General features: G+C 45.7%; 24 protein-coding genes and 2 pseudogenes. 15 read left to right on the top strand and 11 right to left on the bottom strand.

Translation table 11 applies throughout. From position 1 onward, the window contains the following. Positions 1-114: 114 nt before the first annotated feature. Positions 115-990: a phosphorothioated DNA-binding restriction endonuclease gene (locus CG67_RS15895; RefSeq protein WP_025903921.1), complete on the top strand. Its 876-nt coding sequence runs from the start codon at positions 115-117 to the stop codon at positions 988-990. Positions 991-1173: 183 nt separating this feature from the next. After that, positions 1174-1710 carry a DUF2778 domain-containing protein gene (locus tag CG67_RS15900; RefSeq protein ID WP_025903922.1) on the top strand — a complete coding sequence of 179 codons (537 nt, stop codon included), beginning with the start codon at positions 1174-1176 and terminating at the stop codon, positions 1708-1710. A gap of 292 nt (positions 1711-2002) precedes the next feature. Here the strand turns inward: CG67_RS15900 and CG67_RS15905 are convergent, their stop codons facing one another. Next, positions 2003-2494, bottom strand: coding sequence for a type VI secretion system tube protein TssD (locus CG67_RS15905; RefSeq protein WP_025903923.1), 492 nt, complete (start codon positions 2492-2494; stop codon positions 2003-2005). Positions 2495-3299: 805 nt separating this feature from the next. Between CG67_RS15905 and CG67_RS15910 the strand changes: the two genes are divergently transcribed. Further along, a complete protein-coding gene (locus CG67_RS15910; RefSeq protein WP_025903924.1) occupies positions 3300-3557 on the top strand; it encodes a hypothetical protein in 258 nt (85 codons plus the stop codon). A gap of 151 nt (positions 3558-3708) precedes the next feature. On the opposite strand, the gene CG67_RS15915 is transcribed toward CG67_RS15910, so the two are convergent. Further along, positions 3709-4077, bottom strand: coding sequence for a DUF1493 family protein (locus CG67_RS15915; RefSeq protein ID WP_235501146.1), 369 nt, complete (start codon positions 4075-4077; stop codon positions 3709-3711). A gap of 313 nt (positions 4078-4390) precedes the next feature. Between CG67_RS15915 and CG67_RS15920 the strand changes: the two genes are divergently transcribed. The 8 genes from CG67_RS15920 to CG67_RS15955 all read left to right on the top strand — a co-directional run bounded on the left by CG67_RS15920 (position 4391) and on the right by CG67_RS15955 (position 9815). After that, a complete protein-coding gene (locus CG67_RS15920) occupies positions 4391-4750 on the top strand; it encodes a type II toxin-antitoxin system RelE/ParE family toxin (RefSeq protein ID WP_025903926.1) in 360 nt (119 codons plus the stop codon). After that, positions 4734-5057 (top strand): DNA-binding transcriptional regulator, encoded by a 324-nt coding sequence (locus CG67_RS15925; protein WP_025903927.1) that lies wholly within the window; start codon positions 4734-4736, stop codon positions 5055-5057. Before CG67_RS15920 ends, CG67_RS15925 begins: the two co-directional genes overlap by 17 nt. 491 nt (positions 5058-5548) lie before the next feature. Continuing rightward, complete coding sequence (locus CG67_RS15930) at positions 5549-6385, top strand: YPO3983 family protein (RefSeq protein WP_025903928.1); 837 nt, start codon at positions 5549-5551, stop codon at positions 6383-6385. Then, positions 6382-6840 carry a DUF943 family protein gene (locus CG67_RS15935; protein ID WP_025903929.1) on the top strand — a complete coding sequence of 153 codons (459 nt, stop codon included), beginning with the start codon at positions 6382-6384 and terminating at the stop codon, positions 6838-6840. Before CG67_RS15930 ends, CG67_RS15935 begins: the two co-directional genes overlap by 4 nt. 177 nt (positions 6841-7017) lie before the next feature. Beyond that, complete coding sequence (locus CG67_RS15940; protein ID WP_025903930.1) at positions 7018-7485, top strand: hypothetical protein; 468 nt, start codon at positions 7018-7020, stop codon at positions 7483-7485. Between the two features lie 326 nt (positions 7486-7811). Next, on the top strand, positions 7812-8147 hold the full coding sequence (locus CG67_RS15945) for a DUF1493 family protein (protein ID WP_235501147.1): 336 nt from the start codon (positions 7812-7814) through the stop codon (positions 8145-8147). A gap of 368 nt (positions 8148-8515) precedes the next feature. Then, complete coding sequence (locus CG67_RS15950; protein WP_025903932.1) at positions 8516-9361, top strand: YPO3983 family protein; 846 nt, start codon at positions 8516-8518, stop codon at positions 9359-9361. Further along, on the top strand, positions 9351-9815 hold the full coding sequence (locus CG67_RS15955; RefSeq protein ID WP_025903933.1) for a DUF943 family protein: 465 nt from the start codon (positions 9351-9353) through the stop codon (positions 9813-9815). Before CG67_RS15950 ends, CG67_RS15955 begins: the two co-directional genes overlap by 11 nt. A gap of 197 nt (positions 9816-10012) precedes the next feature. Here CG67_RS15955 and CG67_RS18610 read toward each other — a convergent pair. From CG67_RS18610 to CG67_RS15985, 7 genes and pseudogenes are all read right to left on the bottom strand, one after another. Continuing rightward, positions 10013-10123, bottom strand: a pseudogene (locus CG67_RS18610) (transposase); the annotation flags it as partial. Between the two features lie 255 nt (positions 10124-10378). After that, positions 10379-11275, bottom strand: coding sequence for a Wadjet anti-phage system protein JetD domain-containing protein (locus tag CG67_RS15960; RefSeq protein WP_025903934.1), 897 nt, complete (start codon positions 11273-11275; stop codon positions 10379-10381). Further along, positions 11272-12510, bottom strand: a complete 1239-nt coding sequence (locus tag CG67_RS15965) for a hypothetical protein (protein ID WP_025903935.1) — start codon at positions 12508-12510, stop codon at positions 11272-11274. Before CG67_RS15965 ends, CG67_RS15960 begins: the two co-directional genes overlap by 4 nt. Next, entirely contained in the window at positions 12510-13133 is a 624-nt protein-coding gene (locus tag CG67_RS15970) for a hypothetical protein (protein WP_025903936.1), read from the bottom strand. Before CG67_RS15970 ends, CG67_RS15965 begins: the two co-directional genes overlap by 1 nt. Beyond that, a complete protein-coding gene (locus tag CG67_RS15975; protein WP_025903937.1) occupies positions 13133-16798 on the bottom strand; it encodes an ATP-binding protein in 3666 nt (1221 codons plus the stop codon). The genes CG67_RS15970 and CG67_RS15975 overlap by 1 nt, the downstream gene beginning before the upstream one ends. A gap of 438 nt (positions 16799-17236) precedes the next feature. Further along, on the bottom strand, positions 17237-17827 hold the full coding sequence (locus CG67_RS15980) for an Ail/Lom family outer membrane beta-barrel protein (RefSeq protein ID WP_025903938.1): 591 nt from the start codon (positions 17825-17827) through the stop codon (positions 17237-17239). Between the two features lie 148 nt (positions 17828-17975). Next, a complete protein-coding gene (locus CG67_RS15985; RefSeq protein ID WP_025903939.1) occupies positions 17976-18566 on the bottom strand; it encodes a ShlB/FhaC/HecB family hemolysin secretion/activation protein in 591 nt (196 codons plus the stop codon). A gap of 887 nt (positions 18567-19453) precedes the next feature. Between CG67_RS15985 and CG67_RS18445 the strand changes: the two are divergent. After that, positions 19454-19574: pseudogene (locus CG67_RS18445) on the top strand (LacI family DNA-binding transcriptional regulator); the annotation flags it as partial. Positions 19575-19669: 95 nt separating this feature from the next. On the opposite strand, the gene CG67_RS15995 reads toward CG67_RS18445, so the two are convergent. Beyond that, positions 19670-21103, bottom strand: coding sequence for a glycoside hydrolase family 32 protein (locus tag CG67_RS15995; RefSeq protein WP_025903941.1), 1434 nt, complete (start codon positions 21101-21103; stop codon positions 19670-19672). 215 nt (positions 21104-21318) lie between these two features. On the opposite strand from CG67_RS15995, the gene CG67_RS16000 reads away from it, so the two are divergent. From CG67_RS16000 to CG67_RS16010, 3 genes are all read left to right on the top strand, one after another. Further along, positions 21319-22239 (top strand): aminoimidazole riboside kinase, encoded by a 921-nt coding sequence (locus tag CG67_RS16000; protein ID WP_025903942.1) that lies wholly within the window; start codon positions 21319-21321, stop codon positions 22237-22239. A gap of 60 nt (positions 22240-22299) precedes the next feature. Beyond that, positions 22300-23556, top strand: coding sequence for an MFS transporter (locus CG67_RS16005; protein ID WP_025903943.1), 1257 nt, complete (start codon positions 22300-22302; stop codon positions 23554-23556). A gap of 526 nt (positions 23557-24082) precedes the next feature. After that, complete coding sequence (locus CG67_RS16010; protein ID WP_025903944.1) at positions 24083-24742, top strand: DUF421 domain-containing protein; 660 nt, start codon at positions 24083-24085, stop codon at positions 24740-24742. 207 nt (positions 24743-24949) lie between these two features. On the opposite strand, the gene CG67_RS16015 is transcribed toward CG67_RS16010, so the two are convergent. Further along, positions 24950-25771, bottom strand: a complete 822-nt coding sequence (locus CG67_RS16015; RefSeq protein ID WP_025903945.1) for an alpha/beta fold hydrolase — start codon at positions 25769-25771, stop codon at positions 24950-24952. Positions 25772-25994 lie beyond the last annotated feature (223 nt).

Here is a 25994-nt window from a genome sequence, read left to right on the forward strand (position 1 = left end):
TCTATATGGCAGGTACAGAGCCGCCAGGCAAAAAGGATATCTGCAATAATCCCTTGAATGTACATATGGTTGCGAGCATCATCGCAAACATGTGCTCATGGATTCTTCAACGTAATGACCTCTGACAAAACTCTAAAGCAAGCGATATCAAATATTACTATTTGGCGCAAAGGTGAACAGCGTGCGCCACATAAGCCATTATTGCTGCTGCACGTCCTCTCACGCTATCGGCAGGGTCATGATCGCCTGTTTAACTATGGTTCTGAAATCTACGAGCCCCTGTTGGATCTCCTGGAACGTTATGGACCGCAGCGCCGTGACCAGCGCCCGGACATGCCGTTCTGGCGTCTGAAGGGCGATGGCTTCTGGGAACTACAAAACGCGGAATTGTGCTCAACCAATGGTAGCCGCCAGCCGCCCCGACGTGAACTTATAGAATATAATGTCGCGGGTGGATTTGATGCCGATAATTTTGTGTTGGTGGCAAAAAATCACAGGTTAATTGATACGCTGGCACAGCAGCTTCTGGAGGCGCATTTCCCGGCCAGTATTCAGGAAGATATCGCTGACGAGATGGGTTTTGATATTCGCACCTCTCTCCGTCAACGCGATCCGAAGTTCCGCCAGATGGTGCTACGTGCTTACAATTATCAGTGCGCTATCTGTGGCTTTAACATGCGCCACGATAATGCGCCGATTGCTCTGGAAGCTGCCCATATCAGATGGAAGCAGCACCATGGCCCTTGTGAAGTACCTAATGGCCTGGCATTGTGCGCAATCCATCATAAAGCGTTTGATCGAGGCTCGATTGGTCTGGATGAAAATATGCGTGTTGTGGTTTCAGATGCGGTTAATGGCGGTGGGATGGTGCAGCAATTGTTCCGGGATTTTTCAGGGAAGACGATCGCGCTACCACCGGTTAGGGATAACCATCCGGGTGAGCAGTTTGTGGAATGGCACAGGAAAGAGGTGTTCAGAGGAGAGCATTGATCGGGGGTAGGGCAGGTATTTTGTATGTGATATATAAATTATTTAGGTGGCCAAATTCACTATGCGACTACAGTGGGAAACGTTCAGCCGGAAGGGTGTTACGCCAGCATTTGCTGTAACGCAAATTTTTTATTCACATTAGGCGCTATCATCACTGAACATGGCCTTTAATAAGGAAATTCAGTGGCTTTAAACGGAAAATTTATTCTCAACGGAGCTGAGGTGGCCCCTTTAATCTTTCCCGGCGTGGGAACATTCATGGCGTTTTCCGGCAGCGGTAGCTATATGAATCACCCTGGATGTTCAATGTATCCTTCTCAAGGGCCGGTCCCTCCAGGCAGATACTGGATAGTTGACAGACCACAAGGACGTCTGATTTCTTACTCCCGATTGAATGAAGTAAGCCGCGATCTGATTAATAAACATATCTATGGGGCACATTTCAAACATAGCGAATGGTTCGCCTTGTATCCTGATGCGTGGGGGAATGTGAATGACGGAATGTGGATCCGTAATGTATGGCGGGGCCATTTCAGGTTGCACCCGGGCAGAATATCGGAAGGTTGTATCACTCTGATGCATGATACTGATTACGGACTTCTGAGAAATGCTTTACTTCGAACAGCAAAGGTTCCTGTTACTTGCATGAAAGGTATGATGGCTTACGGACAAATAGAGGTGATTGCTAATGATTATATCAATGCCAATACTTGCCCGTAGGTTGCTAAAAACATTCATCTTTTTTTTTGTTGTTTTTGTTATCGGAAAGTTATCATCACCTTATTATTACGATGTAATAAGCATTAATACCGCCAATGATATTTCAGAATTTATACATGGGAATATTTATGCTGAAGAAGTAGATAACATTTATTTCTATATAAATTTTTTAATAACAATTTTCATTTCTTTATTTTTCTGTTTTTGTTTGTCAAGATTTTTTTCGCTTATCATCAAAAAATGGCGAGGATAGTTACTCATAAAATGCGCCGCGTGTAGCGGCGCATGGCTATTACCCAGCCGTGAGTCTTTCGTTCCACGCATCAGAGAATTGGACGTTCCCATCAACATAACGCCAGGTTATTTTCTCATACTGAAGGCTTGCAGTTTCAACATGATTTATCTGTGAGCTTGATGTTTTAACGTTAGGAACTGATGTATTAACAGACGTCACTTTCACGTTTTCCAGGGTGATTATGTAATAGCAAACCTCTTGACCGGCATCGTTTATCTGATAAAACCGAATTTCTGCACTCTTCAATGTTTGACCAGTAGCCACAGCCCGCTGAAAATACGGAGACGAACTATCTATCTCTTTCTCAATCATCATCGCTGAATGCTGACGTGAGCCAGTAATTTTACCGTTCGCGGTGTCTACTGGCAGGGATAAACCATGAGATAAGCCAATAATCTCTATACTCCCCTCCCGATCCTGCACATCAACAGAACCTTTTATATCTGCGCCGCCATCGTCTTTTAGCCACATATAAGCAGGAATTGGCATTTGTACATCCTTTTACTTAGGTTGTGTGATAATCCCTTGATTTTATGCTGGTGAGACAAAGTATAGTTTTGGCGTAGATCAATCATTGAGTTCAATATTGTGAGATCGCATTGCCATAATATTAATAAATAACCTTGCACTATTACGGTTTGGATTTGGTGTACGGAACCGAACCCAGAGAACTGTCTGAATGGTGTGTGTATTTTGATCGCAAAATATTATGCGGATATATTTATTATTTAATATCATGTCATTAAATGTATTATCCAAGTCCGGACTTTGCATCAGGTATGCAAATCAGGTCGCTCACAAGCGGCTTTTTTGTACCTGAAATCCGCGCCAGACCAGGCTTTGCTTTGTATCTGATTCGATCTGATTTAATCTATCGATAAGGCTGTCTGTAGTGATCCTTTACCGGTTCAACCTTTAATATAGTTCCTTGAATAAAGCAGATGTAACAGCATCCCCATCTTCACAGCAAAACAGGATTGAATACCCGAATTTAATCCCGATGGGGGGCTTTACATGGCTCCTGAGCAGTAACGTATCTGTAACTACAGATTTGATCCTGTTAGTGCTTCGCTCTCGTTTCTAACGATACACGAACAGTCTGATAAGAAGTGGTTATGTGTGACACGTAGATAAACTGTGAAGTTCCTATAGTTAGCTATACCCCTGACAGGGGATTTCAAGCCTATATTTAGTGAGATCATAATCAGTTTATTTTATTTAAAAAATATCTTGAATAGCACCTTATTGGCATATTACATTCAACGTGTTTCTCGTTGAATCTTAAGGAGGGCTTATGTCGAGTTGCCATGATCAACATCGCTATTGGGATTTTTTTGAGGCGCTTCCGGACGATCAGGGAGGTGCTGGACGTCACAGATGTTGTGGTTGCGCATATGAGAAAGGCTACCAGGCAGGCATGAATCGTGATGAAAAGCTCAACATCGATCTGGATTCTTTACATGAAAGTCAGGCTGGCACAGTTCGTCATAAAAGTCCCCATGCTGCATTTGCGCAGGGATATCTGGATGGTGTAACAGCTTCATATAAATAAAGAGTCATTGTAAGCATCTCTGTGTTTTTTCAGGCAGCTATGGACTTTGAGGTTTACAGAAGTAGACTTAACTCCGGTGCTACCATTAAATGCAGAATGCCCTGAACGAGAGAACGACTGCATAATTTATACGATGAGAGCCATAGCCCCATTAATCATAAATCCAATAGCCCGCTTTTGCGGAAGCCACCAGCATTTCAATAGTGAGCGGCTGTGGTTCAACATAATGAAATCTATTTTCTTTTTTTCTCAAAAAATTCAGAGGCATGAATGTTTCTTCGTTTGGCCAATATTTTATAAATGAGAAATTCCGGCGTTCGACCTTAAATTTTTCAAAGTATTCTACCAGGATGTCCTCAGCGTCTTCCCATGCCCAGGGGTATTTACCCGTTGACAGGCTGGTCTCCGGGGTGAGTTTTGGTTTTCGGAAAAAGGGGAATACAGGGCTATTCCAGTTTTCCTCATACCAGGAAATAACCTCATCAGATGTATTTTGGTCGGGCTTCTCTATCATATCCATGCGCCATATCCTTTTAGCGTGCAGGGTTAAAAGGATACCTGTATGGGAGGGGCTCAGCAATAAAAGCGGTGGCTGAAAAATGCTACCGGACCAAACATCAGGTAACCCTCCAGCCGTTTAGGTCCTCTCAAAAGCATTCCCGCAAACCACTCGCATTATCCTGATACCGGAAGCATTGGCTGGCTGTCATTAGCAGCACATAGACATGACTAAAAGTATGCCGGTATTTTGTTGGCGGAGATCATTTTTCATCAGTAAAAAAAGAGTAGTCTTGCACCAGGTGCTATAGTTAAGGTAACAGGATGTCAGCCCGATGCGCGTATTCAAAACTAAATGGTTCAGCAAGGCAGCTAAATCGCACGCAATTCAGGATAGTGAGTTATGCCAGACTGTCGAAGCGGCAATGCAAGGTAAGGCTGACGACCCCGGCGGGGGAGTTTACAGGAAACGGCTGAACCAGAATCGCGATCGCGCCATTATTCTGGCGAAAGGCGGGGAGCACTGGTTTTACACGTTCCTTTACGCCAAACAGGATAAGGCAAACATTGATAGTCGCGAACTGGCCGGATTCCGTGAATTAGCAAAGCACTACGCTGCCCTTGCTGATAAGAAGATTACGGCACTGATAAAGAGTGAAGAACTGGTGGAGATTTGCCATGACTGCAAAAAGTAAATTCAGGAGTCCTGCATTTGAGGCTATCCATAGCGCGGCTTCCGGTTTATTCAGCGTCGATGCTATCCCGCAGGAAACGATGCGTAACTTTGATAAAGCGTGCCTTAATAACGTGGATGAGCTTCAACCCATTGAGATTAAGGCGTTGCGCGAGAAGCTCAACGTGAGCCAGCCCGTTTTTGCCAGCTACCTGAACACCAGTGTGTCAACGGTGCAGAAATGGGAAAGTGGTGCAAAGCGTCCTGGTGGAGTAGCGCTGAAGCTGCTGACCGTGGTGCAGAAGCATGGGTTGAAGGTACTGGTTTAGTTATCCCGGCTTATCTTTGCAGAGTAGCGACATGATTTATCAGGTTTCAGGTGAGGGAATTGGTCTTAAGCCCATAGCCTGCCAGTGGTTCGTTAGCCACCTGACATGGAGCGATGATTAATGCCAACGAGTTCTAACAGTATTATTTTCCTCTTTGAGTAGCCCCTGCACCCCGGACGTTTAAAACAGTCAGCTCCTGGCGTCGGTTCAGGCTTTAGGTGTTGCAGGGAAATATGCTTCCGCCCGGTGTCTGTAACTGCGGGTAACAGCAATTATACGTTACGGTACTCAGAAGAGAGTAATGGCCCAATCCGGCTAACGTTATGTCGGGGCTCTCGCTAATTGTATAACTATGTACTGCCCGGTGCAGCTTCCTGCAGGAATCTGAAAATCACGAACAAGTGACACTGCAGGATTTACACTACAGTCAGTCGCGGCATATTATTCACTGTGAAAACCCTGCCGGACGATAACACAAGGAGTGTGTCACGATGGTTGCACTACAGTTTCCCTTCACCTTGTTCAGAACCCAAAAATGGATGGACGACTACGGCGCCAGAGATATGCGCTATGGAGATTTAACTGAAGAACAGTTAAAAACGGATTATCACCTCATCGATATCTCAGCCAGGGTTAACCCTTACACTCTGACGAAAATTACTCCATTTCATCAACCCCAGTCTATGTTTTATGGCTCCCGTGGGGTGGGTGAGAAAATTACCCCGCAGGTGTGCGCTGGGATCCTGTTTGATGAATTTCGTCACCTGTCACAATTTTTTTCTGTATATGGCCCTTACAGACATCTTATCGGACAGATGATCACCCATATGCAAAACGGAAACGGTTCACCCTTCAGTAGTATGCTCCTGGACAGGGCGCTGAAGGAGCATATTGTTAATGACAGGACAGAGAACAGTACATTCGCACGATTAAAAGAAGTTATTAGTAAAAATATTGACTGGGATAATAAATATTATCCCGTTAGTGAAAAAGGGGGACTAAAGAGGGCGATAACAGACAGTAAACTCCCTAAGTTTGACCGGTTTAAGGATAATTTCAATGGAATGGGCATCACTGTTCATGATACCTGGGCGACATACATCACTATGAAATCGCTGAAGATTAATAGTAACCATTACAGGGCTATGGTGAATTATAAAGTTCAGGACCACTTTGGCCTTGATGTTGACGATATTTCTAAACTCAGATTTAACCAGTTACGTTTTTTTCGTATCTGGTTTGTATTACAGAGATATAACCGGTTTGGTTTTAAACCTTTTATGACCAATATGGAAGCTACCATAGAAGTTACCGGAGACCGCCAGTGAAAGTAAAGAATAAGAAATCGATGGCCTTACTCTTGCTGGCTGGCTGTGTAGTGGCTGGCTACTGGTATTGGTTGTGTCTGCGTCCGGTTGAGATCGTTGCTGTTCATGAAGAGGATAATCATGCCTCTGTTTTAGTTAAAAACTTCCCATTAACGGATAAAGGGAAAATAAACTGGTGGCGGAAAAATAAAAATCTGCTGAAAGAAAAATATAATATCCCGAAACCTTCATCGTCAGGCAACTTCACTATTATATTCTGGCTTTTTGGAGACGGATACCAGGAAGAAGGAAAATATGACAGGCGTTGTTTTGATGATATGAAAACGAAAGTAAACTGCATCGATAAGAATGCTGTATTCGCTGTCAGGAAGTATCATAATGATGATATTATTTTTGCTACTTACGAGGGCAGATACACGTTAGATAAGAACTCTAATATCATTAAAAATGAATGAGATGAGGATGATATCCCTGGCTCAGTAACAGCGTCGAAAGCATTTGTCCTGTTCTATTTACATCAGTCATGCGGAAGTGTTGTGGCGCGGCAATTCTGGATGCAAACAGTGTTTTTTTGCAGTGACCACCCGCGTCGCGCTTACCGCCTGGGAAATGGGATACTTCTGGATGTAATAATGCAACAACTCAGCACATTATCCCTGGTTGAACGTTCTGCGCAGAACAGGTTCTCACAAGCGCGTTCAGAAGTTTATTTTGAAGGGAACCCCTCGGATATAGTGGTGCAGGGAAAGGAGCTGGAAGCGGCTTTCCGGGTGGATGATGACAGATATTTAATCTTTACCACCGATGATGTTCTGTTTGAAGAATCGCTGATCATAACCCTGATCAGCCGTGAGTCTGGCATTATTGAGATAGCCCATCCTGGCGGTGAATACGCATCAGGCATATTTGAAAATGCTTTCTCAGAGGATGACAGTGTTCATTTTCAGTTCATCAATAAAGTAATATGGACTGTAAAAATCTCAACGGCACCACATTGGCGTGTTCCTTTCCTGTCAGATCCACGTGGAGTGAAGCGTTCTTGCGGATTAAAAACCTGTATGGCTTTTTCAACGGTTCCGGTTTCTGAAAGTGTTAAATGAAGAGTGGGATTTGGTTGGGGAAATACAAAAATTCAAATCGTCTATGATCATGTAAGACGAAAACTAATCAATGTGACTATGATGCCAGGACTTCATAAGCAAATAGCACTTCAATTTCAAGGTGAATCGTTGGCCGAACCTTACAACGGAGAGTATTCAAAGTCTGAAGTTTAGCTACGTTAATAATCCGTGAGACCTGGCAAGCCACTGGATACCCTTCTATGGAATATTATTTGTAATAAAGGATATGACTAAAATAATCCGAAAATGTCCTGTAAGTATAAGCTCACTACAAAGCAAGGTAATACGTTATGGTAAATTCCGGGATGGAAAATGCTGTTTTGGAGTGGTATGACAATACCTATAATTGTAAACCGCTTTTTTCTAAAGTGAAGCCAGAATTAACTCTGGAAACGAGTCTTTCAACAGGAAAGTATCCCTGGGCAAGAGAGACGGGTGATGAAATCATGAATGACTATTTTAAACAATTTAATGTAGATGATAGTAAATTTGATTTTATAGTGTACTGGCCCTATGAAAAAGGTTTTCTGCCTAATTTTCTGCGTCCTCGTTCCCAAAAAGTTCCGGATATTGAACCAAAGCCTTTAACACTCCGAATGTTGGTTGAATCAGCAAAAGCCGGGCGTTGGCTTTTTTATTAATTGGATTAAATGCTGCTGCATCGCAGAGATTAGTATTACTAAGGTAGTTTCCGTTTTGGAGCATGGTCTTTGGCAGACGTGTACTTCAGTCCTTTTGCTCTTCCTTTTTATCAAAGACAGGGGAGAGGGGCTGGGTGTTATCAGGGTGCAACAAAAAAAGAGCTAAAAGATGCAGGTGCAGAGTATTCTCGTTAGCCTGAAAAATATAACGTGGTGTGTTGACAGTGGGCCGAGAGCCTGCAACTTCTTGTTTGCACTCTGCCAAAAATATGTCAAAGATGGATAACAGGGGGGTATACAGTATTTACACTCCAGTCCTGCATGTTGTATGATTTTTATACACCTCATTGCACAAGGAATGTGTCACAATGAATGCACTACAATTTCCCTTTGTATTGTTTAAAACCCAAAAAAGGATGGACGACTATAGCGCAAGCGATATGCGCTACGGTGATCTTACGGAAGGACAGTTAAAGTCTCAGTACCGGCTTGATTACATTTCCGATCGGATTGATCCCTGGATACTCACCATGCGTTCCTTAATGGATCGTCCTCAGTCCGCGTTTTGCTGTAATCTGCGTGGCCCGGGTGAAGAGATTACTCGTCAGCAATCTGCCGCGATACTTTTTGATGAATTCCGCTTGTTATCCCATAAATTTTCCTTGTACGGCCCCTACAAGCATCTGATAGAAAAGATGATCACACACATGCAGAAAGGAAACGGCAGACCTTTCAGTGATGTGTCACTGAACAGGGCATTGAAAGAACAGATTATTCAGGATAAAACAAAAAATAGTACGTACTTATTATTACAAGAAGCTTTTAGTACAAATATCGATTGGAAAAATAAATATTTTCCACGAAAAAATACAGAGAATCTGAGAGATGCGGTGCTAAGTGGTAAATTACCAAAGTTTGATAGGTTACCGGATAATTTTAATGGAATGGGTATCACTGTTCATGACACCTGGGCAACGCACATCACCCTAAGGTCATTGCAGATTGATAATAACTGTTACCGGGCCGTTGTACACTATAAGGTACAGGATCACTTTGGTCTTGAACGTGATGATATACTGAATAAAAAGTTCAATCAGTTCCATTTATTTCGAATTTGGTTTGTTCTCCAGAGATACAATCAGTTTGGCTTTAAACCCTATATGACCAATATGGAAGCTACTGTTGATATTATGGGTGAGCGCAATGTTAATTAAAAATAAGAAATTTATTTTTGCAGTATTACTGATTGGTTGCGTGTTAGCGGGGTACGTCCTATGGTTGAGTCTGCGTCCCATCGGGATCGTGGCTGTTCACCAGCGTAATCACTATAGCGATATTCTGGTGAGAGATTTTCCGGTAACAGAAAAGGGGAGGATTCATTGGTGGCTGAAAAACAGAGGGATGCTTAAAGAGAAGTTTGACATACCTAAACCCGATGAAGATGGTTTTTATTCTGTCATTTTCTGGGACTTCGGTGAGGGATATAAAGAAACCGATGGTAATGACAGACTCTGCTTTGATGATATGAAAACAGAGATAAATTGCATAGATAAAAATTCTCTGATGATGGTGGTGTACAGTAAAAATACAGGCTTGTATTTTCGAATGAATAGCGGGAAGTATTATCTAAGGGATAACGGTGAAATGGAGAAAAGAAATTACGAATGAATTATATTCCGGTGATTTCCCTTCATAAAATTTTAATATTCTCATTTTATTCTTAGGTGGTTTTTAGGATATTATTTTACAAAGGGAAGCCCATGCAGCCTGTTTTTGAATGAACGTTTCATTATTAATATAAAAGTGAGCCGTAGGGCAGAAACTGGATTTCCGACCTACCCACTAATGTAATATGGAGGCGTAAGTATACCGCCATATACTGATTTCCGTCTATAATAGGTGGCTTCAGAAATACCAGTTTCCCGGCAGACATCTTTCTCAGTGCGAACGGCTTCAACGGACTTCAGGATGGCGATATTCTGGTGTTAAGAAAAACGGGGTTCAGGTATAGCGACCTCCTTCAGGAAATATATTCTGCATGTCGAACACAGTAGCAGAAGTTTTTTCAGCGATTCAGGCATGAATGGATAAAGAAAAATGTCTGCGGATCACGGGAAATATCCTGCAGTAGTATTTTTATTAGTTCGAGGTGTTTTATAACAGTAAGCATCGGCAGGATTCGGGTGATCAGATGCCACCAAAGAAATATGATGATCAATGTGACCAATGACTCAGGAATTCCGGATGATTTTTGGCGATTCAAACAGAGGTATCGCGTATAGCCTATCACCCTGCATTCTCTGTTGCCTTAGTGCATTATGTCTTTCCAAAATCAACAGATAGCGATGAAAATCAGAATGTATCTTATTTTTTAACAATTCTGGTAAGAACTTTAACTGTACATCCGGGAACATAGCAGAAGAGGATTTTTTTATCACCATATCTTGTGAAGGTAATAACATAAATCTATAACCCTCTTTCATCGCAATACTCACTCCCTTCGGGTCAAAGTCGCCAAAATAGATCGCTGATTTTCCGATTTTTAACCAGTGACGTTTTAATGCAACAGCCCCTTTGCTATATGTCCGGTCGCCACGGTAAATAATCAGCGGTAAATGGAAATTGCATTGAGAATAATCAAAAAGCGCCAGATGGTAGAAGCAATCCTGATTCTCCACTACGATAAGAACATCGAACTGCGTCAGTGGAATATTTCGCCAATCTGTATCAATAACCTCTATAGATATCCCTAACGTGTCTGTTGAGGGCTGATTAAGCCGCAGCAGTACCCGATGTTGCTGTGGTCGAATTCCCGCCGTTTTTATTTCCTGATCGCTTAACTGCGCACTCTCAATACGATTTTTATTGCTAATATCATCACGAAAATTTGCTTGTTTGAGCCGCTGTTGTACTTCTGAAATTTTGTTAAGCAATGGCATTGTGAAAATGAAATCAGGTAGTAACAAGCAGTTAGCCGGGATCAAATCCTGTGCAGTACACCAACGTAAAACCTGTATCACGATTTTACCGACGGTTTTCTTCTTCTCGCACTTTTTAGCTTTCAGGCGATGATCAAGCTTTTTCAGCCAGATGAGTGCATTATACGATAGTGATTCTGCTTCGATCATTTTACCCTGATCCCAATACTCACATCCGATATAACACGTACATCATTTACCGGACTGGCCTGATACTCTTCATTACGCAGCCAAAAACGCGGTTGCTCCGCTAACGGCAATGATTGATATTCCGTAATTACCTGATAAAGCCATATCTCACTGTCCCAGTTCAGATGACTTTCTGTCAGATAATTTAGCGCACTCACTGGTCCGGGTTGCCCGGCAGCGAAAACATAAAAATCCTCAACGTCCATCTTAAGAACAACCTGACGGGCAGCGACCTCCTCATCAATCGGAGATATTACCGGGCCCGCATTTTTTGGCAGAGGCGGAGATATCACCGATACGGGGGGTAATGTGAGTAACATCTCCGCCAGCATCTGACGATAGACGGGACTGTCGAGCGGAATGGAGACTTGCAGTGAAAGTGGCGTTGCAATATTGAATTCGTCAGGTACTTCCCGGCATTCTGGGTAACTGGCCGGTTGATACTGTGGATGTTGACGAAAAAATGCAGCCATATTAGTCACTAATAATGTGCGTGACTGCTGTTGGCGAAATTTAGCCATGAGATCCACCAGACGCTGCTGAACGGCCAGTAATGAACTATGGTGAAGACTGACTCGTAACTGTAACTGACTCACTAATAATTTACGAAGTGAGCTACTATTTTCGGCAAACTCTATCAATTCATGGAAAACGATTAAATCCAGTCCATCAAGTAACCGACGGACCTGGTTTTGCGCCCGCGCATTCTCATTAATTTTTTCATTCAGACTGCTGACGAAACCGAAATCATTATTCAGGCGGTGCCAGAGGCTGTCGATGGCCTCTTCAAACTGTCCACTGAGATCGTGAACGAGTTCAGTTAATCTCTGCATTTCCCGTTCAGCAATACTATAATCACCTTTATAATAAGCATCGCGCCAGGCCTGTACCTTATTACGGATTTGTTCCAACTTTTCTGCCACATCCGCATTAATCTGCCGTCGGTTCTCATCAGCAACCATGCTGGCGATAAGTTCACTCACCAGCGGGCGCAGCATAAGTGGCTGTTGCTCATCAGGACGCCATAAAATACGTGCAGCAATCAACTTTTTTAATGCCTGATCGCTAAAAACCGTTTCATCAATAAATCCATCGATATAGCCCTTCATTAAGGCGTGATGGTGTTTCCCTAACAATGCTAACCGGTCAGCACCGTTTTTAAACAGACCGGATACCGGAGAAATCGCCAGTGCCATTACAGAAGTTCCTGCTGAACAGGCGGTATGTCTTCAACCGGTAGATGCTCTTCATCACGAATAAAGCGGATTACGTCGATCAAATAATCAACTTTCCCCGTAGCTATAAATATTTGCTGCTCGGCGTTGGGTTGTCTGACATAGTCGTGCTCTTTCAAACGTCGAAAAATTTGTTTGAGTTGAAGGTCAATGGAGTCACTCCGACAATTGAAAAAATGATCTCTGGAAAGCTGATCCAGGCGCTGCTGCAGGCTCTGATTATCCTCTACACTCGCCATTATTTCCGATACTCTGATATAGTCGCCAGCTGTCAGCGTACTCTCACGCCCTTGCGTCTCATGTATGAATTGCAACCATTCAAGCAGAGGCAGCAGAGAAGATATGATCTCCTTAAACTGATGCATTAGCTGGCTGCGGATATCGTAATTCATCTCACAAAAGCCTGCATAATAGACCGATTGCGTTTCATTACTGACAATTCTGTAGTTAAGGGGGCGCAAATAGTTATCTATTGCTTGTCGGGTATTTTCATCCTGTAAATGACGATAAGCATCCGGGTCGTTGATACGGCAAATAAATTCCCCGGTCAGTAGTCTTTTGATGAGAGGGCCATATTCCAGCATTATATTGCCTCCTGGTCTATCTGCGCGAGTCGGGCAGTGAGGCGGCTCACTTTCGGCTGGATCCTTTTCAGCCTGCGCTGAGTCGGCTTAAGTTGATCGGCATCAAGCAAATAACGATGCTTAAACAGCATTAACACATCAGACTCTGCATTCGGAAAAGCGCCGACAATCACAATATTATTATTGCTACAGGCGATGAATAATTTCTCTACATTGTGGTAGGCCAGCGTGCCGATTTCATCAACAGGCCAGTGAATAACGGCGTCTGATTTTCCTCTTAACAAACGCGTGAACGCCAAAAGATACTTACACAATATCAGATAGGCCATGCCGTGGCTTGAAGCTTCCAGTAGTTGACGATCATTTTTGATAACAATATCTTCCCCCCCTTCATTGAGATGAAGTTCGAGATTTAATAACGACTCCATAGTAAAACGCTCATCGGTATGAAGCAGTTCAACTACATCCATCAGAGCATTCAAATAGCTTTCAGGAGGAAATTGCTGGCCGGACGATCGCCAGTCAGTATAGCTTTTTGCAAAGCGCTTTAATGGCTTCCAGAATCGTAATTGGTCGATGGTCGATAAAATACGAACTTCTGATTTATTGATACCTTCCAGCTGTAAATCGTCGGTTACCGCATCGCTCAAGCGCCGACTTTGTTGTGAAATTCGGTAATTAATGTCACTAAAAACATCAAAGAACTTTTTGAGATCGCCACCGATGTTTTCACCCATTTCGAGTAATTGCTGCTGTTGATCTTTAAGAAGCTGAAGTAGTTTCTCAAGGGTTGGCAACTGCTGACGGGTTCCTGAAGGGGCGGGTAATTTATCTATTTCAGAATCCAATAATTCCATGAAAGCAGGGTCAGCTCCCTGATTAAAGTGTGATTTAAACTCAGTCAGTTTGCTCTCCAGCGTATACGTTAACCTGGCATGTTGCTCCAGCATATCGCTGGTGCGTGACATGCGTTCATGAATATCAGCAGCGGAATCAAGATCAGCCGGAACAATTTCGGCCAGCGGCAAAGGCAATAATCGGTCCGATAGCATCTTTAACTGACTAACAAGTTCACCAGCCTGACGCATCAGCGCATCATAGTGTTTTCTTTCAGCATTGAGCCTGTCTTTTTTATTCTGATATTCCGCCTTTGACTGGCGTTCAGACTGCAATAACTCACGTTTGTGCCGAGATAGATCGCCTTCCTGCTTCTGTTTCTCAGGCCGCAGCTGTTCCCAGTCAAGTTCGATAAAACGCTTCCATTCGGTCAGCTCATCCCGACGATCTTCAACCACCTGAATATCTTTTTTGAGTGTTTCAATGCGCTCCCTCAGTATCCGGCCTTCGTGGGGATCAATACCCTTCTTCGCCAAATCATTATCCAGTGCCTGCTGGAATATTCTTATTTGCTCTTCAACATCTGCACGTTTTTTGTTTATCTGCAGGGACAGTTCTTCCACCTTTTCATTAAGTTGCTGCTGCTCACATTGAAGGTCGCTATTCCATTGCAGCATTTGCGTATTATGTTCGGCCGCTAAAGCATGGAGATCTTGTTCTTTCTGGCGCATTAATTCAGTCTGCGCTTTTTCTAATCCGCTTAAGCGGGCGCGTTTTTCCTGCCGGCGTTCTTGTTCCAGTGCCTCATGTTCTGCAATCAAACGAATACGGGCATCACGAGCATAACTGACTTCCTGATTTTGGTGTTGATACTGTCTTTCACAGTCGTCCGCTTGCGATTGCAGGTGCCTGACATGTTGGTGGTACTCCTTCAGGCGGACTTCTGCCGTTTTTCTGACTTCTTCAGCATGTACTCTGATTTGCTCAGCTTTATCAATACGATGCCGAATTGACACTTCATCCTGCGCAAAATCGGGCAGATCCAGTACGTTTAATTCCAGTTGCAGGCCGTATAGCGAACCTGACAGTTTCCTCAGCTCAGGCTGTAGATCTTTACGCTCCAGCAGGTGTTCACTCAGCACCTTGCCCAAATTCAGCTCCCAGCTCTCGTAATGTGAACGTAAGAAGTGGCGTAACGTCCCCTGTTCAGGATCCAACTGGCGATGGAGTTGCTGTAATTTCTCTTCAACCTGATGCAGGCCGGCGCGGGCATCATGTAGTTGTTTTACGGCAATATCTTGCTGTTTACGGGCTTCAGACAGTTTTTCCTGAATATTTTGTCGTTGATCGCTCAATTGTAATGAACGCTCCTGAGCCAGCTCAATGCGTAGTTCTGCAGTCTGGCGATCTTCATACTCTTCAGCGGTTAACCGGGAGTGGTTAAGCTCAATGCCAATAGTTATTTGGGCGTGTGAGATAATCCCCAGTTGTTCATCGTAGTGTTTTTCCTGCTGTTTTTTTCGCTCTTCAAAGCACTGCCGAAATATCTCTTTCTGGCGGTCAAATTTGTCCCTGACTTTCTCTTTTTCTCGCTGACAATCCTGAATTTTTTGCTGCGTCAGTCGATCCTGGCGGTAAAAGCTGTCATTTAGTTTTGCTTTATGTTGTTCAAATACCCGGGAAAGCTCACCGGCCTGATCCTGCATTAGCCGATATTGCTCATTTTGAGCCCAAAGCGCCTCCCGCCACTGGGGCAATTCGTCCATGTGTGTCTGTAACAGGCGGATATCTTTACGTTCATAACGATCGTTCTTTTCCTGAACATGACCCAACCATGCCTGAACTATTTTTAATTCACTTTGTGTTTTACTTAATTGATCGTTCAGTTCATGACTTTCCTGGCTAAAGCAATCCTCCAGTTGGAGTGTTTCTCTTCGTCGTTGAATGAGCCGTTGTTCTACATCTGCCTTTATCTGTTTCTGAATTTGTTCATCATTTCTAAGTTGAGGCTGAAGTGCAGCTAAATGCGCCGCGGTATCATCCAGTTTCAACCCCAGAAGATGTAAATGTTCAAATTCCTGTTGCAGTTTTTCGTAACGTAGCGACTGGCGCATTTTTTGGACCCATTCCCGCGCAAAGCCGCTTTTTACTTTGGTTTGAGGAAGGATCACGCCATCATCGGCAAAAATTGCTGCCAGCATGGTTTTGAGTGTTTCCATTTTTCCTTCACCGGCATGAACAGCACTCACTAATTTCTCAATATGTCGTAGCTTACAGGGACCACTTACCAGACTAAATGATGCAGCTAAACGACGTAATCTTATCGTCTCTGTCGCATTACTGCGTAATGACGCTATATCATTCTGGATGATACTGCGGTATTCCGTCGTTGAGCCTATTCTGGCTGAAACTGATATATTTCCCCGGTTACGCATCCCGACAGACCATTCGCTATAACTTAAACCTTCCACGCCATTTTCCGTATAGCGGAGGAAAAAATCAGGATGATAAGGCGCGCTAACAAAACGATATTCAATACCTCCTCCGTGTTTACGTGTTAAAACCACCAGGCAGTTATCACCTGTTTCACGCTGGTATTCATAAATGAGATAGCTGTTGCTGCAGGGTAGATAAAAGTCATCGAACTTCTTCCGCGTTCTTGGTACAACTTTATTAGGCTGTTCGCCGTAGAAAACAGGCACGAGGCGCTGAAGTGTCGTTTTTCCGGAAGCATTTGTTCCACAAATATTGGTATGTTGATCCAGTTGAATTTCAACCACACCAGTCAGATGAGAGTGTATAAGAATGATGCGAAGCAGTTGTGGCATGATACCTCCCTGAGCATAAAGCAACCTCTGGATAGTACGCCCCAAATTATTTTTGAACATTGGGTTACTTCACACTGTAACGCTTAACTAAAACTGGCTGACGATCAAGGTGTGGTTTTACGGGGGCGCGCTAATGGTTCTCTATACTGGCGGCGGGGATAATTACTGAAGTTCCGTTAACGGGAGCCAAAGTCCGGGGAATTGATACTGGGTTTATATCGTTCCCGGTGGTAACTGTAACATGTAATATCTGCCATCACTGTCATCAGCCTGTTTTTTTATTGAAGATAGCACGGCAGGGGGGCATACTAGCTTCTTTGCTAAATAACCTGGTTCTTCAGTGTAATTAATTTTTTATTCCCTGATCCCGCTATCAGGCGGTTATAAAATCAGGGAATAAAAAAATCAACATCCCGGCAGTGACCGGGATGTATCAAATCAGAACCGATAGCCTACGCCAATATTGAAACCATTAGTCGTGAATTTTTTATCGGTAACATTAACGGAGGAAGCTTCGTAGCCAATATCAATGGCAATATTGTCAATCGGGTTTATTTGCACACCAGCACCATACATGAGGGACTTTTTGGTTGACTGTAGATCTTGATCGGTACTGCGATTCGAGCCGGTAATACTTTCCCAGGTAGAAGTTGCGTGGGATTTATTATAATTAATCCCGAGCAGACCATAGACACTCAGCCAGGAGTTTAACCGGTATGCGGGGCCGGCAGACAGAGAAAAATATTTAACATCCATATTTATATTAACAATATCGCCCATATCAAAAGATTTTTTAGTATTGCTGTTCAGGTACGTGAATGAACTTATCACACTCAGTGGTGAACCCCAGTCATAACGGTATTTTACATTCACTCCGTTAAGGTTTTTTATACCCTCCATGCCCATGTCTATGCCCATGTTAATGTTACTGTGCGCATAACCCAAAGAAACCGTCTGATCACTTGCCAGTACTTGCGTACTCATTCCCAGACAGGCGGTTAATACAGAAGCCATGAACAATACTTTCATAGATAAGTCCTTTTATTTTTTGTGGGTTAATATTGGGTTCATACCGTTTCAGGTTGAAACCCATGGGTGAAGCATTCCCGTATCCCCTCCGGGGTATTCAGGAAGAAAAACCATTAATCAGGGTCTGATTTGCATCTCTGCCTTAGTCTTACAGGTTGAAGTCAGCACTGAGTGACATAGGGTTAGTTTCGAAACCCTCAGGTCCGTAGAATGGCACCGCGGAAAAAAGGTCATCGCCTTTTTTAAATGCCGAACCGTGAATACCAATCGCGCCACCGGCCAGGGGATTACCTGCCAGATATTGTGTGCCATTATTACCCATTTCGCCGTAATCAACGCTCAGATAGCGTTGCTGTGCAGCAACCGGCATAGCCCGGAGGATATCATTATGTATCCACCCGCTTCGATCGGCGTTCAGCGTGCGCTCACCGTTAAAACTGCGTACCGCCCGGCGTGGGCTGATAGCAAACGGATCCTGAGAGAAAATCATATGGCTAACTCTGCCGGGAGGCGGAGAAAGGCGAATGTCGGGTGCATTCGGAGTCAGGGACTGCTCAGATGGAGGCAGCACCTGCTGATGAGTCAATGACTTGTCACCCGCATTCAGGGCTTGCAGAGAGCCGGGAACGGGTGTCTTCAAAGACACAGGGTGTACCGGGGCTGCAAACACAAACAGCGGTAGTAATGTCAGCAGAGTAAGATATGCGCGGTATCGCGCCAGATTCGCACCAAAAATCATGACATATCCTTGTCAATGAAGCGTAAATATCCATTTTATGCTTTAAATGCATTTATAAAATGACACTTTTTTTATAATTTAGCAATATGTTGTTTGCTAACTGAGCATGCGATGCCGGCTGCCTGACAACATGGCGCAGAGCCAGTAACGGTTTTCCCGTGGAGTCAGAAAAGGTAATTTTTTCACAGAACCGTGCGTAGCGGTTGCCTGGCGCCGGGCCTATCGTCTGAATAATACTTTTCTCTAAGGGGTCTGATGAGGTCACTCATACTCACTGGCGGGGAAAGCGATGCCGCCGACCTGTCTCCGGGAAGCTGCCCTTAAAATCCGGGGAAGGGGATCTGAAAGGCTACGTCAGAACAATCATTCATTGGCCTTAAAATGACGCAAACATCAGTGAATTCGGCGGATAATTGTCGTGTGCGGAGTCAAGGTCCGGATTAAATCATATCTGTTCCAATGCCGGGTCTGTATATCATTCCTCGCAGCAGGGACAGCCACCTGGCAGGCCATCGAGCTTCGTCGTATTTTTAAAAAGTGTCACCGAAATTGTCATGATGGCGACTTAAAAAGGCGTTTAACATATCGGTTTATATTGCTTAATACCGGCTATTTCTTATCGGGGGATCATCTGCTCCATGGATAAGATGTGAGAATATAATAAGGCTTCCGGATATTAGTTTTCCCAGCTATTTCATAGAGATAATGTAACAGGTACCTTTTACCGCTTTTCTCTGTCTGAATCCATCATCTGTCGTGGGGTTGTTTAAACGCCGTAAGCCAGCCTCTTTGCCGGGACAGAGAGCAATCTCCCGGTTCAGGGATAGCGCAGGGACAGGATGGGAGGGGATTGCTACAGTACCGTTTTTGCGGTCAGCGGGTAAAATATGGCTTCACTGAAAGATGTTTGCGCGTCTTGCGGGCGTCTCAATGATGACCGTTTCCCGGGTGATGAATAACTCTGTTTCTGTCCGGGCGGACACCCGGGACCGCGTGTTACAGGTGCTGCTGGCGAAAGGGATCCGTATCCCTCAGGACGTAGCGAGGGCAGCCGCAAGCGCCTTCATTGCCCGCAGCTGCTCCGCTATTCCGCCTGAGGAGGGTTAACGCAGTGACCAGAGAGCGCCCGTCATCAGTCTGGCCTTACCACCGGCAGCGTAGAGGGTAAGTTGTCGCTCTCCGGGCCGCGGATAGATCCGGCTACTGAGCACTGCTTCGCCATCATTGACGAAGACTTCTGCGGAAGACATGTCCAGAAAAATCCTCAGGGACAGCGACTCCTCCGGAGGTAACGCAATACTGCGATACCCATCAATATGCTCTTCCGGGCTGTGACGCCAGAGTATCAGCCGGCCCGCCTGATTATCGACATATAACTGCAGGCTGCTCCCGAGCCTGAGTCCGTAATGTTCGGCATCGCTTTTCCGCAGATCCCACTCCAGCGTGACTTCCACCGCCTGTGCGTTCTCATGTAATACGCACGTTTCGGTGATTTCCCCGGCGGCGATCCCCTGATGTGGCCCGCGCAGCGTTTCGGCTTCCCGCACCGGGCGCTGGATCAGTTTACCTTCACGTTCGGAGAGTTCACGGGCCAGCGTCAGGCAGCCGGACCAGCCTTCCTTTTTGGAAGGCATAACAGATCCCCACATATCCATCCAGCCAATAATTACACGTCTGCCGTCACTGGCCGTAAAGCTTTGCGGGGCGTAAAAATCATGGCCATTATCAAGTTCGGTAAAAGGGCCTGAGGGGATAAAATCACTCCCCGGAGACCATTGACCCGGGATGATCCCGCTCTGGAACAGGTTACGTTTCTGGTAACCTTCCGGCGACATCCCCTGGGGGGAAAACATCATATAATGGTGTTTTCCGAGTCCGAAAAGATCCGGACATTCCCACATATAGGTTTCACCGTCACCGGCCTGACCGAGGACGCGGTCAAAGGTCCATTCACGTAACGAACGGCCACGGTAAAGCAGGATCTGCCCGGTATTGTCCGGGGTTTTCGCCCCGACCACCATCCACCAGTTGCCATCCTGCTGCCATACTTTCGGGTCCCGAAAATGCATAATGCCTTCCGGAGGCATTAACACAACCCCCTGTTTCTCGAAATGTACGCCGTCCCGGCTGGTGGCCAGGCATTGTACCTGACGGATTTCAGCATCATTGCCTTCCCCTGCCAGCCAGACATGGCCGGTATAGATCAGCGACAGAACGCCATTATCGTTGACGGCACTGCCGGAAAAACAGCCGTCCTTATCTTCATTGTCGCCCGGCGCCAGGGCGATAGGTTCATGATGCCAGTGCACCATATCTTTGCTGGTCGCATGTCCCCAGTGGATAGTTCCCCAGTTCTCATTTAACGGATTATGCTGATAAAACGCGTGGTAGCGGTCGTTAAACCAGATTAGTCCGTTGGGGTCATTCATCCATCCCGCCCGGGGGGCGAGGTGGTAATGCGGGTAAAAGGTGTCACCGCGACGGCCGCAAAGCTCTTCAAGCGCCTTCTGCGCCTTATCCGGACGGGATTGAGTCATATTCATTATCCTGATTCAGTAAATTCACCTGATTGTTAACGTTAACCATGACAAAGATAAAGCCGCTGAGTGTGCTTTTTGTGATGTTATTCGCAAATGTTAACGTTAACCACCCGGATTTGTGATCGAATATGCATATTGCCGATAATTCGCAACGTATTTCGGATAAAGCAGTTTATCAATGTGCTTATGCAGGATAAGCACAGGATAAAAACATGTCAGTTAATGTGTGGGTGTTAGGGGATGCGGTGGTGGATCTGTTACCGGAGGCCGATGGCCGGCTGCTGCCGTGCCCCGGAGGAGCACCGGCCAATGTGGCTGTCGGTATCGCCAGGCTGGGTGGCCGCAGTGGCTTTATCGGCCGGGTGGGGAGTGATCCTTTTGGTGCGCTGATGCAAAGGACACTGATGGCAGAGGGCGTGGATACCGCTTACCTGACTAAGGATAAATGGCACCGGACGTCGACCGTACTGGTGTCGCTTGAACAGGGTGAACGGTCATTCACCTTTATGGTTCGTCCGTCCGCTGATCTGATGCTGGAAAAAACCGATCTGCCCCGATGGCATCGCGGTGAATGGTTACATCTCTGTTCGATTGCCTTATCGGCTGAACCCTCGCGGAGTAGTGCATTGGCCGCGATGTCAGCACAACGGCATGCCGGCGGCTTTGTCAGTTTTGACCCGAATATTCGCCAGGATCTCTGGCCGGATACCCGACGATTACACCAGTGCCTGCAACAGGCGCTGCAGCTTGCCGATGTCGTCAAACTTTCAGAAGAAGAACTCACCTTTATCACCGGAGAGCCGCTCAGCGATCAGGTTATCCGCACGCTGGCGACCGGAAATGATATCCGCTTGTTACTGGTCACCCGGGGAGGCGAAGGGGTTGAGGTTTTCTGCCGGGGGAACGTCCGTCATTTCCCGGGCATGCCGGTGACCTGTATCGACAGTACCGGTGCAGGGGATGCCTTTGTGGCCGGCTTACTGGCCTGGCTGGCGGCAAAAGGCTTTCCGGAGAATGAAGAAGAATTACAACAAATGATCGACCAGGCCCAGTGGTGTGGTGCGCTGGCGGTAACAGCAAAGGGGGCGATGACGGCACTGCCCCGCCGACAGGCATTGGCTCAGGGAAAGTAACAGGAAAACCGCGCTTCCCATGGACAGGATTTCCATTTCATTAACGACAGGCAGGTGATTATGACGCTGAATATTCCCTTCAGAAATGCATACTACCGTGTTGCTTCCGGTTACTCATTTCTCTTTTTTATTTCCTGGTCATTGTGGTGGTCGCTGTATGCCATCTGGCTGAAAGGTCACCTGGGGCTGACAGGCACTGAATTAGGGACGCTGTACTCCGTTAATCAGTTCACCAGTATGCTGTTTATGGTGGTCTACGGCATTATTCAGGACAAACTCGGCCTGAAGAAAACGCTGATCTGGTGTATGGGGATCGTGCTGATCCTGACCGGGCCGTTTATGATTTATATTTATGAGCCGCTGCTGCGTAGCCACTTTTCGGCGGGCCTGATGCTGGGGTCACTCTTTTTCGGGCTGGGGTATCTGGCCGGTAGTGGTCTGCTGGACAGCTTCACCGAGAAAATGGCCCGCAGTTTTCACTTCGAATACGGGACTGCCCGTGCCTGGGGGTCTTTCGGTTATGCCGTCGGGGCATTTTTTGCCGGTATCTTTTTCAGTATTAATCCTCATATCAATTTCTGGCTGGTGTCGTTATTCGGTCTCGCGTTTATAGCGATCAATTCCCGGGCGAAATTTCAGCCTCAGCATTGTGTGACGACCGGGGAAGGCCGCGTAAAAAAAGAGGATTTCCTCGCGGTGTTTAAAGATCGTAATTTCTGGATCTTCGTGCTGTTTATTGTCGGGACCTGGTCTTTTTATAATATCTATGACCAGCAACTGTTCCCGGTCTTTTATGCCGGCCTGTTTGAATCTCATGATGTCGGCACACGTGTTTACGGCTATCTCAACTCGTTCCAGGTCATTCTGGAAGCACTTTGTATGCTGGTGGTCCCCTTCTTTGTGAACCGGGTTGGCCCTAAGAATGCGTTACTGCTGGGGGTGGTGATTATGATGCTGCGGATCCTGTCCTGCGCGCTGTTTGTTAACCCTTATATTATTTCGCTGGTGAAGTTATTGCATGCGATAGAAGTGCCGCTGTGTGTGATTGCTGTGTTCAAATACAGCGTCGCCAATTTTGATAAACGGCTCTCTTCGACGATCTTTCTGGTGGGATTCCAGATTGCCAGTTCCATAGGGATTATTTTCCTGTCTGCGCCGATCGGGATCCTGTTTGATAACGCAGGTTACCGGACCGTGTTTTTCGCCATCTCCGGTATTGTGTTTCTGATGTTACTGTTCGGAATGGTGTTACTCAGTAAAAAACGGGAGCGTCCTCAACCTGTGCCTGCGGCAGACACTGCGGCCGGGGCAATATAGAACAGCAATAGCCGCGGGGGGATACCCTTATTTTTTATCTTATTGTCCGTTAAGACCTGACCAGGACTTTCAGAGGTTTTGTAAGGTCGTGCCTTCAGGACGGGTGTTTTATTCATTATCTCCAAAATATTAGTCATAAAATATCCCGAATATTTTATTAATAATAAATATCTGACGATCTACGGATATTGATAACATGCCGTTCCGGTTAAATATAAAGTCACTTTTTTTTAAATGTGACTTTATAGAGGTGAAATATGTATTTCCCGGGGCGGGGAAATGATCAAGGGATAAGATTGTGATTTTTTATTTTTACGCCAGGCAGTCAGGATTGACGTCTGTTAGCAGGGCAGGTAAAAGTATCAGCAGGAACGCTTTACCGGGGTGAAAAGAAGTAAAGGTTCCGGTGAGATGAAATGTAATCAAAATGTTTATTTTTTGTTTTGTTGTTTTCGGTGGGTTGTAATGAAAGGCAGCTTGCAGAAACCACAGGTTTTATAGGCTGTTTTTACTACGGGATGTGACTATGGAATATTATGCAATTGTTCTGTTGAAATTCGTGATCGGTTTTGTGGTAGTGATTTCACACCTTAACTTTTCAGGGAAAACGCAACTGTCCCAAATGACGCCGGTAGATTTTATCGGTAACTTTGTGCTGGGGGGGATCATCGGGGGGGTGATCTACAGTGATGCTATTCCGATGCATCAATATATTCTTGTGCTGTTGATCGGCGTGATGCTGATTTCACTGCTGAACTGGGTGAGTAAACACATCTGGTTTTTCCGGGCGTTTACTATCGGTGAGCCGATCCCTATCATCAAAAATGGTAAGTTCCTGATGGATAACATCCTGCGCAGACGCAATAAAATCGATATTATCAATGTAGCTTCACAGTTGCATTCCCAGGGGATCCACTCCTTCCAGGAGATACGTTATGCACAGATCGAGCCGAGCGGTTCGCTATCTGTGGTGTGTGAGGGCAGTAAAATGCCTTCAATTATCCTGATGAAAGATGGCCGTCCAAGAACTTCGGAACTGGAAATTTTAAATAAAGATGAAGAGTGGCTGGATGCAAAACTCGAAAACCTGAATATCGAGCGCAGCGATGTGTTTATCGTTGAGTTCTGGGACGGCAGTCTGAACGTTGTCCTGCATGACGGGCAGGTGACACGGGACGTCGCCTGACGCGACTGCCCGGGGCTCAGACACCCGGGCGGTAGTCGCCTACGCAGAAAGTGATAAAGAAGAATACTGATATTTGTCTGCGACTCTGTACGGGTACCACTGACTCGCTGTCCGTGGCAGCGGTGTATCTGCACCGGCAACGGGCACGGTGCTTGTCAAAGGCCCTCTTTTCAGGCAGTTGTACAACGAGGGCCTTTTCTGTGCGGATTACAGTGTCTGCAGAAACGCCAGCAGGTCATCATTCAGTTGTTGTGCGTGGGTCACGACAAAGCCATGTGGCGCATTATCATAAATCTTTAGTGAAGAATTTTTAATCATTTCAGCCGCCAGTTTACCGGTCGTTTCAAAGGGAACGACCTGGTCATTGTTGCCGTGGATCACCAGTGCCGGCACATCAATTTTTGCCATATCAGGGCGAAAATCGGTCTCAGAAAATGCCGTGACACACTCAACCGTTGCCTTCAATGATGCCAGTAAGGCGATATTTAGTGTCTGTGCCCGTATGCCATCAGACACTGTCTGCCCGGCATTTGCCCCGTAAAACGGAGTCGCAAAATCCCTGATAAACTGCGCTCTGTCTTTCAGCAAGCCCTGGCGGATATTCCCGAAGACGGATGCGTCCACGCCTTCAGGGAAATCAGGTTTAGCCCCCAGTAACGGAGTCACTGCGCCCAGCAGAACCAGACCATCAATACGTGAGCTTCCGTAATGGCTGATATAGCGGGCAACATCCCCCCCGCCCATGGAAAAGCCGACCAGAGTGACGTCCTGCAGATCCAGATGAGTCAGTAAGTCATGAATATCGGAGGCCAGGGTATCGTAGTGATAACCCTGCCAGGGTTGTCCGGAACGTCCGAATCCCCGACGGTCAAAGGCGATGGCACGATAGCCGTTATCTGCCAGAAAATTGAGTTGCGTATCCCACATATCGCTGTCCAGAGGCCAGCCATGGCTGAATACGACCGGTTTCCCGGTCCCCCAGTCTTTAAAGTAGATCTGCGTGCCATCCTGAGTTTTAAAAGTACACATAGGTATCCTTTTCGCTAAGAGAGGGTTGCAGCAGGGCTGTGTTTCCGGGCCTGCCTGCCGGGGGGCGGGAAAAGCAGGTGATTTCCCGGCCAGTGAATAAAGTATAGCGTTTGCGGAATAACCCGCGTCAGGCGGCATCTTTTATTCTACGGAGAAAGCATCGGGGGGGAGGGATGAAACAGGATAAGACGGGATGAGAGTATGATCACTGGCATAAAAAAGC

The organism is Tatumella sp. UCD-D_suzukii (assembly GCF_000611875.2).
GTDB classification, from domain to species: domain Bacteria; phylum Pseudomonadota; class Gammaproteobacteria; order Enterobacterales; family Enterobacteriaceae; genus Tatumella; species Tatumella ptyseos.

Bases quoted from the DNA above. Each gene is read 5' to 3' on its own strand.
- CG67_RS15895 (WP_025903921.1), top strand. From the start codon at position 115: ATGACCTCTGACAAAACTCTAAAGCAAGCGATATCAAATATTACTATT.
- CG67_RS15905 (WP_025903923.1), bottom strand. From the start codon at position 2,494: ATGCCAATTCCTGCTTATATGTGGCTAAAAGACGATGGCGGCGCAGAT.
- CG67_RS15910 (WP_025903924.1), top strand. From the start codon at position 3,300: ATGTCGAGTTGCCATGATCAACATCGCTATTGGGATTTTTTTGAGGCG.
- CG67_RS15915 (WP_235501146.1), bottom strand. From the start codon at position 4,077: ATGGATATGATAGAGAAGCCCGACCAAAATACATCTGATGAGGTTATT.
- CG67_RS15920 (WP_025903926.1), top strand. From the start codon at position 4,391: ATGCGCGTATTCAAAACTAAATGGTTCAGCAAGGCAGCTAAATCGCAC.
- CG67_RS15925 (WP_025903927.1), top strand. From the start codon at position 4,734: ATGACTGCAAAAAGTAAATTCAGGAGTCCTGCATTTGAGGCTATCCAT.
- CG67_RS15930 (WP_025903928.1), top strand. From the start codon at position 5,549: ATGGTTGCACTACAGTTTCCCTTCACCTTGTTCAGAACCCAAAAATGG.
- CG67_RS15940 (WP_025903930.1), top strand. From the start codon at position 7,018: ATGCAACAACTCAGCACATTATCCCTGGTTGAACGTTCTGCGCAGAAC.
- CG67_RS15945 (WP_235501147.1), top strand. From the start codon at position 7,812: ATGGAAAATGCTGTTTTGGAGTGGTATGACAATACCTATAATTGTAAA.
- CG67_RS15950 (WP_025903932.1), top strand. From the start codon at position 8,516: ATGAATGCACTACAATTTCCCTTTGTATTGTTTAAAACCCAAAAAAGG.
- CG67_RS15955 (WP_025903933.1), top strand. From the start codon at position 9,351: ATGTTAATTAAAAATAAGAAATTTATTTTTGCAGTATTACTGATTGGT.
- CG67_RS15960 (WP_025903934.1), bottom strand. From the start codon at position 11,275: ATGATCGAAGCAGAATCACTATCGTATAATGCACTCATCTGGCTGAAA.
- CG67_RS15965 (WP_025903935.1), bottom strand. From the start codon at position 12,510: ATGGCACTGGCGATTTCTCCGGTATCCGGTCTGTTTAAAAACGGTGCT.
- CG67_RS15970 (WP_025903936.1), bottom strand. From the start codon at position 13,133: ATGCTGGAATATGGCCCTCTCATCAAAAGACTACTGACCGGGGAATTT.
- CG67_RS15975 (WP_025903937.1), bottom strand. From the start codon at position 16,798: ATGCCACAACTGCTTCGCATCATTCTTATACACTCTCATCTGACTGGT.
- CG67_RS15980 (WP_025903938.1), bottom strand. From the start codon at position 17,827: ATGAAAGTATTGTTCATGGCTTCTGTATTAACCGCCTGTCTGGGAATG.
- CG67_RS15985 (WP_025903939.1), bottom strand. From the start codon at position 18,566: ATGATTTTTGGTGCGAATCTGGCGCGATACCGCGCATATCTTACTCTG.
- CG67_RS15995 (WP_025903941.1), bottom strand. From the start codon at position 21,103: ATGACTCAATCCCGTCCGGATAAGGCGCAGAAGGCGCTTGAAGAGCTT.
- CG67_RS16000 (WP_025903942.1), top strand. From the start codon at position 21,319: ATGTCAGTTAATGTGTGGGTGTTAGGGGATGCGGTGGTGGATCTGTTA.
- CG67_RS16005 (WP_025903943.1), top strand. From the start codon at position 22,300: ATGACGCTGAATATTCCCTTCAGAAATGCATACTACCGTGTTGCTTCC.
- CG67_RS16010 (WP_025903944.1), top strand. From the start codon at position 24,083: ATGGAATATTATGCAATTGTTCTGTTGAAATTCGTGATCGGTTTTGTG.
- CG67_RS16015 (WP_025903945.1), bottom strand. From the start codon at position 25,771: ATGTGTACTTTTAAAACTCAGGATGGCACGCAGATCTACTTTAAAGAC.